The sequence below is a fragment of the Methylobacterium sp. J-030 genome, assembly GCF_022829545.1.
In the GTDB taxonomy this organism is placed as follows: Bacteria; Pseudomonadota; Alphaproteobacteria; order Rhizobiales; family Beijerinckiaceae; genus Methylobacterium.
On sequence record NZ_JAKSYM010000023.1, the window covers coordinates 1 to 9,099 of the forward strand.

Genomic DNA, 9,099 nt, shown 5'->3' on the forward strand with positions numbered 1-9,099 from the left:
CAGGTCTCGCGGCCCGTCGGCTCGCTCATGGTCTCGTAGACCCGCAGCTTGTGGATGCGCGCACCGCATTCCAGGTGGAAATTGTGCAGCAGGTCGATGATCAGGTTCCCGGTCGTCGTCACCATGTCCATGTTCCAGGACACGCCGTTCGCGTTCATTGGCATGGCGCCGCCCCCGTTCGCCAGGAAGCTACCGGCGAGCCGGACGTCCTGCATGTCCTCGAAGGGCGCCTTCGAGATATCGACGTTCTTCTTCGGATTGCCGGGTCCGTTGTTGAGCAGCGCGATGCCGGTCGAGACCAACTCGACGTGGCCAATCTCCTCGGCGAAGATGCTCGACACCAGGCTGTAGAACGGCCGGAGTTTCTCCTTGTTGCGGAAATTGAAGCTCTGGAACATGTAGTTTCCGAGGGTCGACATCTCGCCGTACTTGCCACCGAGCAACTCCTGCAGGGCGGCGGCCGCGTTCGGCTCCGGCTTTTTCGGCTCGGGCAGCTCCGTTAGGAGGCGGTCGATCTTCATGAACATGCAGGTAGCTCCGTTCGCGCAAGGTGCGCCTCAGGGCATCTGTTTGCGGGACCGATCGTTCCTTCCGGCTTCACGAAGGCGACCACAAAGGGGCAGGACAGGATCAAGGTTATCGCCAGTGGGCACGATCGGCTGACGCGATTGCGGCCGAACTTGAGCCCGGCTAGACGCGCTTCCTCGGGGCGGCGTGGGAGCAGGAATGAGCGATGTCGTGGCCGCTCTCCTACTGGCGCTGGCGGCCGAGAACGCCGAGCTGCGCGAGCAACTGGCCTCGGCCCAGGACATGCTCGTGGAGACCGCGATCGACGCCGGGAACATGCACGCGCTCGTTGAGGCCATGAGAACCGAGCGGGACGCTTGGCGGGAGGAAGCCGAACGGTTGAGTGGCTCACAATCCCGCCGCGATCGGCGCGCTTGCTGACAACGAAGGTGCAGGCGTCTCGCCGTGTTCCGGCCGCCAGGAGTAACCCAGCGATGTTCAAGTGCGGCGCCGCTCTCGTGATTGCCCTGGCCGTGGTCGCTGTTGGGGGCTTGGTCAGGCTGCCCTTGCTGCCTCTCCGCGCGATCCGTGGCCTGATTCGGCACAACGCCACGCGAGCGCAGATCACCGCCCAATAACCCGGTTGCGCGATCCAGCCTCAGAACCGCACAGCTGAACCGCCCATGCAGGTGCGGCATGTGCGCCTCCGTGAGCACATCAGGAACACCCATGTCGAAGCTGCTTGCGATCGCTGCGGCCATGGCCGTGTGCGCAGGGGCCGCGTTTGCCCAGGCCGATCAACCGGCCCGAGACTGCGACATGGATCCAGAGACGACGGGCTCCCTGGCCTCCGATCCGCGCAGCCTATACTTGCCAGGTCAGCATCGGTTTCGGGCCGACCTGGACCCGCCTGAGGCGAGCTGGCAGGATGAAGCCCGGGAAAGCTCCGAACAGCGCAGGCGCGATCTGCTTGACTGCGGGGTGGATTGACGCGCTCGACTCACGCTCTCCCCAGCGCCTCATAGCGCGACCGAGTAGCGGAACTCCGGCGCGCTCTATCGGTTGGCTTGATAACTGTATCCAGCAACACCGCCCCGTATTGCTCGATACAGATACGCCCGGCCCAGGATCATCTCCCCTGGGTCGGGCTTTTATGTCTATACAGTAACGTGTTGTTACAAATCTGCGGCACCCTGTACGTGCTGAAGCTGGATCCGTGGTGCCCATGGCCGAGTTCTAGGATCAGACTTCTTGGATAGGAGATGATCCGATGAAACGCTTGGCTCTGGCCTCGACGGCTGTGCTGGCCGCGCTCGCCTTTGTGCCGACCGGCGCTGATGCGCGGGGCTTCGGTGGCGGTGGCTTCCACGGTGGCGGCTTCGGCGGTGGGTTCCGCGGCGCAGGTTTCCGCGGGGGCTACGGTGGGTTCCGTGGTGGCTACGGCGGCTTCCGTGGGGGGTATGGCCGCTACGGCTACGGCTACGGCCGTGGGTACGGCTACGGTGGCCTCGGGCTGGGCCTCGGCTTGGCCACCGGCGCTGCCCTCGGCTACGGCCTGGCCGGCGGCTACGGTTACCCCTACGGCTACGGCTACGCCCCGGTGGGCTACTACGGTGGCCCCTACGGCTACTACCGCCGCCCCTACGGCTACGGATACTACGGTTACTGAGCTTGGCACACGGGCCTCGTACACGCGCCCGTAACCGCCCCCTGCCATGATGCCGTCGAGCCAAGTTGCGTAACGGCTCGGCTCACACGCTGGTGAGATCGGACGCTCCCCTGCCCCGTGAGCAGATCGGGGCGGGGCCGAGCGGCTGTCAGGCAAGCGCCTGGGGGTGCGGTACTGGCGATCCGTTGTAGGTGTCTGATTTCAGGGGGCAACCGGTGTGTGACCGGCGATGCTGCAGCTTTAGAGTACCCTCGCCGAAGTAGGTTCCAGCGATGATGATTTGCCCCTGGCAAGCGGGGCAACGCTTCTGCGCCATCGTGTGCCGACTGCGCGCCTCCGCAAGGGTGGCAGCGTGCCACACGCCATCCACTTTCACTTCGCAAGACTGCTGGCTGACCACTGGCATGCTTTTTCCGCGCAGTATCGCTCTTTATTTATGTGGTCGGGTGGACAGGCCTGCCCCAGTATAGTTGCCGCGGTGTTGTTTCACCTGCCTACCATCACTTGGTCGTGCGGAAGTAGGTCGAACCGTTCAGCGTTCTGCGCATGGCCGAAGTGCCGCATCACAGGGGTAGTCTTACTGAACAGTTCCGCCTCCCATCGCTGAGACTTGGGCCGACCTCTATTTATCAGGGCAACGCCGATCAGAGCGTATGACCCGGCAAGGGCCACAAACGCGCACCACCAGAACACGACATCGAGCATGGCTGGGCATCAGACTCCGGTTGCATGCCGACCCTTGACGAACATGGTGTATGCTTCGTTAAGGCCGTGCTTGGCTGAGCCGCGCGGTTTCATCGGGTAGACGGTGCCACCGCGCTCGACCGTGCGGTGCGCATCTTGGGAATTCCCAAGATGCTCAGCCTAAGGCTTGTACGCTAGATCCGGATCTCTTCCGCGTGCAGCCCACCAGTCCGCAGGTGGTCTGGGATGTCCGCGTGGTCGTAGTAGCCGGCTTCGTGCGCCATGGCGTCCAGGGCGGCAATCGGGTCAGTGGCCGCGCCAGTCCAAAGGATCGTGCCTGTGGTACCTTGCCGGACCTGAAACACCTTCATCGCACCCTCCCATGACTTATGCCGGGATAAGCGCAGCGATGTGGGGCTGTTCCTGCCCAAAGCCCAGCTGTCGAGTGTGCCGCAGGTGTGGCCCGCACGGCCGCTTTGGTGGGCTCCTTACCCTGGGCCAGCCGGGGATCGAGCGCTCAGCGGATCACGCCGGGGTCTGCCGCCTCCGCGTTGCGCAGCTGCCGGGCCTCGTGGCTCGCCTCGCGGCTTAGGCCGAGGCTGTCCCTTCCGGGCAAGACCTCGGCCCGCTTTTACGCGACGTCGCACCGATCGGCCAGCCGGCGCTTGATCTATGTTAGTTACTTACTGGCACCTGTATCGACCCTGACCTCTGCATGGCGGGTTAGCGCCGTCTTCAGGCGCGCTGGGTCGATCCGAGTCACGAGCACGGATTGGTTGTCGGAGTAGCCGAAGCTCGCAAAGTAGAAGCGCCCTTGTGCGTCCCAGGCGTTGTACCCGGTATGGACGTGGCTGTGCGCAAGAGCCGGATCAAGCTCTGCTAAGGCACAGATCCGCTGCGTTCGGCCGCTCGCAAGGTCGAACTCGTAAAGCGCCGTGTCCTCGCTTGGACGTGGCGAGGTGCTGGTGGCGACGTAAACGCTGTTGCCGCTGGGAGCCACAGCAAAGAGCCAGAACTCCACGCCGCCCCAGCCCGCCTTCTTACCCGTCTCGATTTGGCCAAGGTACGTCCAGGTATGTGCATCCTGATCGAAGCGGTAGACGTGGCCGCGGTCATCCCCGAACACACACCACTTGCCGCCTTCCATACACTGGCCGGTCTCCAGAGCCATGCCGTCCTTAAGCAGCCAATCTTTTTCCTCGCCGAAGCCGGTCTCCGGGTCGTAGTACTGCACGTGGTCGTGCACCGTGGGTTCGTCCCAGTTACTAGCCGTGAAGTATAAACGGCCGCGCGCGTCCACCCACATCACCCGTCCCGTGTAGACGTAAGGCTGATTGTACGAGGCCGGTCGGCCGAGATCCCTGGTGCTCCCGCTGGCGACGTCGTAGCGGTAGATTGCCCCTGTCGGCACACCCGCGCCGTAGATGACGTTGTGGGTCGGGTCGGAAGCGAGGGTGACGAGATTGCCGTGGGGTACCGCCGTCCCGCCGGGCTCGGCGGAACTCAGGTCTGTGAAGCTGTCTTGAGCGGGGTCATAAGCGTACCAGTGGAAGCCGCGCCGATCGAGGTAGCCCGGGTTGAGGTCGGAGCGGTCCATTGTTGCGACGTAGATCTTACCGTTGTGCCAGAGCGGCCGGGTGTGGAACTTCTGTGCCGTCTCGCCGGGCAGCCAGTTGTGAGCGGCCTCCGAGGCAGACCGGGCGTCACCGACGTAGCGGAGCGTTCCTGCCTGCGCGTCGATGCGGTACAGGGCTGCGTTCGTCTTGTGATCCATGCCACCGACATAGATGTCGCCATCGGGCGCCGAGCCCGTAGCGTGCCAACTCTGGGTCGGGTGCAGACCGTTTGGCGTATCGGGCAAGCGCCAGTTCCAGGTGCCGTCGAGTGATCCGGCCCAGCCTTTCTCGACCTTCACAGGTTCTGGGTTCTGTTGGTCAGCAGACTGACCGATGGCAGGCATGGCGCAGAAGGCGAGCACCATGCCGAGGCGGGCTAGCTGATGCATCATGGTCTCCGCTTCCGTGAAGTACAGCACACACTTCACCTGCTGCGCTTCCGATATGTGTCGGAAGGCCAACAGCCGCTTGCACGGCCCGTTCCTGCGGGGCTGATCAGCGCCGCCGCGCCTCGATCCAAGCTTTGACCGGATCCACCACGAAAGCCACGTACGCCGCCCACGTCCGCGCCCAGCCGCTCATGGGGGCGTCGGCGTCGCCGGGGCGAGCCGCCATCAAGGCGGCCACGTACGCGTCCTCATGAGGCTTGCACGCGTCCAGGGCGTTGCGCTCCCGGCCGGCGCGGCTGCCGCGGTCCTGCTGGCCGTCGTAAACCTCGCGCACGCAGCTGTGCCAAGCCTGCTCAAGCGCCGGCAAGTCAGCCGGCTCAGCCGCCAGGGCCAAGGCCGGCCCGGAGCTAATGATAGCCGTCAGCGCGATCACGCCAGCGATGTGCAGCCGCCGGCTCACCGTATAGCGCCGGTGGTCTGCACGACCGCTGTTGCCGGCAGCGTCGCCATCTCGTTCGCAGCTTGCTGCAGCTGCTGACGGACTATGCCGTCAGCCAGCGCTATCAAACCCACGAGCAGCAGTCCGATAAAGGCACCACGAACCAGGATCGGACGGTTGAGCATGAAGGGCGCCTTGATGACGCCCGCATCGTAGCTGGGCCGCATGGGGCTGGCTGCCGCGCCGGCGACACAGCGGTACGAAAAGCGAACGGCAGAACCTGCGCTGCTTCCCATGTCTTGAGCGTTATGCCTGGCAGTCCATGAAAAAACCCGCCGTCTTGAGGCGGCGGGTTGTTGCAGGGTCCACGCTCTCCGATCCGGTCATCGGATCGCCGCTCGAAGAGCCACTATCCCTGCAGGTCGTAGTTGGGTGGACTGTCCTGGTCCGCGTCGGCAATGCGCGACGTTCGGGGGCTGGTGCCGTGATGTCTCATGGCTAACCTCCTCTCCGATGCCGGCGCCGCATACGATGGGCGCCGAGATCTTCAGGCTAGGAGCGTTGGCCAGAGATGGCAAGGGGCCTCGCGGTAGGCCTCACTCACAGACACGCACGCGGCGGATATGCTCGACACCATACGGGTCGATGAAGCCGCGCCGTTCGAAGTGGCAGACCTCCTCGACATAGGCGGGCGGCGGGGCAGCGTAGACCGGCCGGTTGTTGGCTGAGGCGATCGCAGTGCCGGCGACGACACCGCCCAGTACGCCGAGCGCCGCGGCACCACCGACGCCAATGCCGTCACGGGCCTGGGCAGCCGGCTGACTGGCGCATAGGGTGAGGGCAGCCAGAGCGGCTGTGCCAGCGGTCTTGAGGGTTCCACGCATCGCTTGATCTCCACGACGTGCGAACGGCCCCGCGGGCAACAGTAGCGCGGGGCCGTATCCACCGAAGCGTACCGGTGCGGTCGCTCAACGGCGGCCACAACAAGCCTGCGCTTCGAACCTTAACGAGGCCTTGCCGAGGAACTGTGTGGTGCCGGGCTTCTGGTTGACCATCCGAGAAGATCAGGTCCACGATCTGCCAGCGCTCGAACTCCTCGCCGATCGGCACCACGGCGACGCCGGCCGCGCGCAGGGCTTCGACGGCCTCAAGGACTGGGTCAGCGTCGTCGGTCATGCCAGCGCGATCAGCATCCAGGCGCGAGCCTTCGCTTCGATGTCGGCGGGGGCCCCGAGCGGATCAATCCGACCTATCTCGACAGCCGCGCTTCCTGCGCCCATCGTATCAGGATGCTCTACGCCCTCACGGACTACCTTACCGGCGAGGGTTATGTGTGGCCGCGCGAGGATCTCAAGAGGGCGAACTGATGGTCCTCACCGAGCGCCGTAAGGCGAAGAACGACGAGAAATGACAGGCGCCAGCAATCGGCCAAACCAGATGGCTGAGGTCGCCGGACTGGCGACGGCCATCGCTGATCGCATCCTGGAACAGCAGGAGGCGGGCAGCCGAATTTCGCCGGAGCAGTTCAGGATGCTTGTTCGAGTTGCGCGAATGCTTCTCGACAATGGCGTGCCTTGGCCACCGTCCGTTGAGAACGTCATAAAGGAAGTCGCGAAGCGGGTACAGCAACAAGAAGTAAATTCAGCAAGCGGGAAAATCCAAGAAACTACAGACAATCTCACAATACATCGATCCAAGACCTCCACCAATGAAAATGTTCGTTCAAAAATTTATGGATTCATGCAACTTTCTGTTTTTTACAAAATTATAATAGCTCTATTCTCCCTGTCAATCTTTGGTTTTTGTCTAGGCTTCCATGCTGTGATCACGCCAGAAGCCTCAGGTCTAGCGCAACTAGCAGCGTCGACTATCAAGATGCCAATACTTATTGCCGTAAGTTCGATAGTATCTGTCGGTGTGGTTTATGTATGTTGTCCGCTAGTTGGCGGCAAAATCGACCAAATCGATCTGTCGCAATCAGCTATGTCTTGCCTGCTGATTACAGCGTTGGCCTTATTACCTGCCGCACTGATTGAGCTGGTGCTCGCGTCGCTGGAAAATTACTCTTTGACCGTACTTTTTGCATATGCAGCGCTTTCGGTGGCCGGCCTCCTTGGTTGTTCCGCCTTTGCCTATATGATAAATATTGAAAATCGATATAATAAATCTCTTCGTTTGACGGCTTCAGCTGTTTGGGTGGTTTGCTTCGGATTGTCAAACGCAGAGTTAGGATGGAGAATGCGCCCGCTGATTGGTTGGACGGGGCAAAATTTCACGATTTTCCGACACGATGACCCTGGGATGTTTAGTCAAATTCGATGCGAGTTGAGAAATACATTCAACTTTGGCGGTATTAAGTTTCCGAAAGCTGGTGAAGAATCGGACACCAAGGAGTGGCCCTGCTGAAGAAGGCTACATTGCAGCCGCCGCTGATCTGGGCACCGCCGCACGGCAATCGCCATGGCGTGGTAATCTGTGTAGTCGTTAGTGCCGACTCGAGCCTCAACCTTATTTTGGGCGGTTGTCTGCCGGGATGCCGCCTGACTGGCTGACTGAATCCTACGCGTAAAAGGGCCTGCCTCCATAGTTATTCTTCGAAGCCTGTGGCCTGCCCTCCATGCGGTGGCCCAGGTTTGAAGTTAGTGCATCGTCGGTCGCGTGACGATGGCAGGCCGAGCGGACGGTACTGAGCCGCTCGGTTCGGTGGGCCAGATGACGACCTCCGGCGCAGGTGGGCAGTAGCCGAGTGACGAGTGCGGTCGGATGCTGTTGTAGTGGGTCCGCCATTGCTCGATCACGACGCTGGCTTCTTTAAGGGTGTAGAACACCTCGCCGTTGAGGAGTTCGTCCCGTAGCTTCGCGTTGAAGCTCTCGCAGTACCCGTTCTCCCACGGACTGCCCGGCTCGATGTAGGCGGTCTCTGAGCCGACTGCAGCGATCCAGTCCCGGACAGATTGAGCGATGAACTCAGGTCCATTGTCCGAGCGGCTATGGCCTAGCACGCCGCGCAGGCTGAATAGATCCGAGAGGACATCGATCACGTCGTGCGCCTTCAGCGTACGAGATACGCGGATCGCCAGGCACTCCCGGGTGAACTCATCGAGGACATTCAGCATCCGGTACTTGCGACCGTTATGCGTCCGGTGCTCGACGAAGTCGTAGGACCAGACGTGGTCAGGCCGCTCTGGCCGCAGGCGCACACACGAGCCGTCATTGAGCCAAAGGCGGGCTCGCTTCGGCTGTCGAACTGGAACCTTGAGCCCCTCCCGCCGCCAGATCCGTTCGACCCGCTTCACGTTGACCGTCCAGCCATCGCGACGCAGCAGCGCGGTGATCCGACGGTACCCGTAGCGCCCATACTGCAGAGCCAGCGCGACGATGGCGGCGGTCAGTGCGGCCTCGTCCTCGACCACCACGGCGCGCTTGCGCTGTGTCGAGCGGTGCTGACCGAGAACACGGCAAGCGAACCGCTCCGACACGCCATGCTCGGGCACGACGTAGTCGACACCAGCCCGGCGGCGAGCCGGGCTCAGAAGTTTCCCGAAGCCGCCTCCTTCAGGATGAGCTTCTCCAGGGTCAGGTCGGAGATCGCCCGGCGGAGGCGCTGGTTCTCAGTCTCCAGAGACTTCAGCCGCTTGACCTGATCTCCCTTCAAGCCGCCGTACTCGGATCGCCAACGATAGTCCGTGACCTCCGTCACCTCGATGGATCGGATTGCTTCGGAGACCTTGCGGCCCTGCGAGACCAAGACATCGACTTGGCGAAGCTTGGCGACGATCTCTTCAGCCGTATGCT

General features: G+C 62.5%; 11 protein-coding genes. 4 read left to right on the forward strand and 7 right to left on the reverse strand.

Features of this window, described 5'->3' with window-relative positions; translation table 11 throughout:
• Window positions 1-527, reverse strand: a 527-nt coding sequence (locus MKK75_RS00465) for a manganese catalase family protein (protein WP_244040675.1), incomplete at its 3' end; no start/stop codon positions are given.
• A gap of 199 nt (window positions 528-726) precedes the next feature.
• On the opposite strand from MKK75_RS00465, the gene MKK75_RS00470 reads away from it, so the two are divergent.
• From MKK75_RS00470 to MKK75_RS00480, 3 genes are all read left to right on the forward strand, one after another.
• Window positions 727-948 carry a hypothetical protein gene (locus MKK75_RS00470; RefSeq protein WP_244040676.1) on the forward strand — a complete coding sequence of 74 codons (222 nt, stop codon included), beginning with the start codon at window positions 727-729 and terminating at the stop codon, window positions 946-948.
• A gap of 288 nt (window positions 949-1,236) precedes the next feature.
• Window positions 1,237-1,497: a hypothetical protein gene (locus MKK75_RS00475; RefSeq protein WP_244040677.1), complete on the forward strand. Its 261-nt coding sequence runs from the start codon at window positions 1,237-1,239 to the stop codon at window positions 1,495-1,497.
• Window positions 1,498-1,777: 280 nt separating this feature from the next.
• Window positions 1,778-2,176 (forward strand): hypothetical protein, encoded by a 399-nt coding sequence (locus MKK75_RS00480; RefSeq protein ID WP_244040678.1) that lies wholly within the window; start codon window positions 1,778-1,780, stop codon window positions 2,174-2,176.
• Window positions 2,177-3,054: 878 nt separating this feature from the next.
• On the opposite strand, the gene MKK75_RS00485 is transcribed toward MKK75_RS00480, so the two are convergent.
• From MKK75_RS00485 to MKK75_RS00505, 5 genes are all read right to left on the reverse strand, one after another.
• Window positions 3,055-3,231, reverse strand: coding sequence for a hypothetical protein (locus MKK75_RS00485; protein ID WP_244040679.1), 177 nt, complete (start codon window positions 3,229-3,231; stop codon window positions 3,055-3,057).
• Window positions 3,232-3,539: 308 nt separating this feature from the next.
• A complete protein-coding gene (locus MKK75_RS00490) occupies window positions 3,540-4,895 on the reverse strand; it encodes a hypothetical protein (protein ID WP_244040680.1) in 1,356 nt (451 codons plus the stop codon).
• A 76-nt stretch (window positions 4,896-4,971) separates the two neighbouring features.
• Window positions 4,972-5,325 (reverse strand): hypothetical protein, encoded by a 354-nt coding sequence (locus MKK75_RS00495; RefSeq protein WP_244040681.1) that lies wholly within the window; start codon window positions 5,323-5,325, stop codon window positions 4,972-4,974.
• Window positions 5,322-5,531 carry a hypothetical protein gene (locus MKK75_RS00500; RefSeq protein WP_244040682.1) on the reverse strand — a complete coding sequence of 70 codons (210 nt, stop codon included), beginning with the start codon at window positions 5,529-5,531 and terminating at the stop codon, window positions 5,322-5,324. The genes MKK75_RS00495 and MKK75_RS00500 overlap by 4 nt, the downstream gene beginning before the upstream one ends.
• A gap of 369 nt (window positions 5,532-5,900) precedes the next feature.
• Window positions 5,901-6,188, reverse strand: a complete 288-nt coding sequence (locus MKK75_RS00505; protein ID WP_244040683.1) for a hypothetical protein — start codon at window positions 6,186-6,188, stop codon at window positions 5,901-5,903.
• 553 nt (window positions 6,189-6,741) lie between these two features.
• Here MKK75_RS00505 and MKK75_RS00510 point away from each other — a divergent pair.
• Complete coding sequence (locus tag MKK75_RS00510) at window positions 6,742-7,710, forward strand: hypothetical protein (protein ID WP_244040684.1); 969 nt, start codon at window positions 6,742-6,744, stop codon at window positions 7,708-7,710.
• Window positions 7,711-7,943: 233 nt separating this feature from the next.
• Here the strand turns inward: MKK75_RS00510 and MKK75_RS00515 are convergent.
• A protein-coding gene (locus MKK75_RS00515) for an IS3 family transposase (protein WP_279593460.1) occupies window positions 7,944-9,099 on the reverse strand; the annotation gives its coding sequence in 2 pieces (ribosomal slippage) (window positions 7,944-8,848 and window positions 8,848-9,099; 1,157 coding nt annotated over the 2 pieces). This gene is flagged as partial in the annotation.

What these genes read in the sequence shown, in the direction of transcription:
- MKK75_RS00470 (WP_244040676.1), top strand. Translation starts at nt 727, where the DNA reads ATGAGCGATGTCGTGGCCGCTCTCCTACTGGCGCTGGCGGCCGAGAAC.
- MKK75_RS00475 (WP_244040677.1), top strand. Translation starts at nt 1,237, where the DNA reads ATGTCGAAGCTGCTTGCGATCGCTGCGGCCATGGCCGTGTGCGCAGGG.
- MKK75_RS00480 (WP_244040678.1), top strand. Translation starts at nt 1,778, where the DNA reads ATGAAACGCTTGGCTCTGGCCTCGACGGCTGTGCTGGCCGCGCTCGCC.
- MKK75_RS00485 (WP_244040679.1), bottom strand. Translation starts at nt 3,231, where the DNA reads ATGAAGGTGTTTCAGGTCCGGCAAGGTACCACAGGCACGATCCTTTGG.
- MKK75_RS00500 (WP_244040682.1), bottom strand. Translation starts at nt 5,531, where the DNA reads ATGCGGCCCAGCTACGATGCGGGCGTCATCAAGGCGCCCTTCATGCTC.
- MKK75_RS00505 (WP_244040683.1), bottom strand. Translation starts at nt 6,188, where the DNA reads ATGCGTGGAACCCTCAAGACCGCTGGCACAGCCGCTCTGGCTGCCCTC.
- MKK75_RS00510 (WP_244040684.1), top strand. Translation starts at nt 6,742, where the DNA reads ATGGCTGAGGTCGCCGGACTGGCGACGGCCATCGCTGATCGCATCCTG.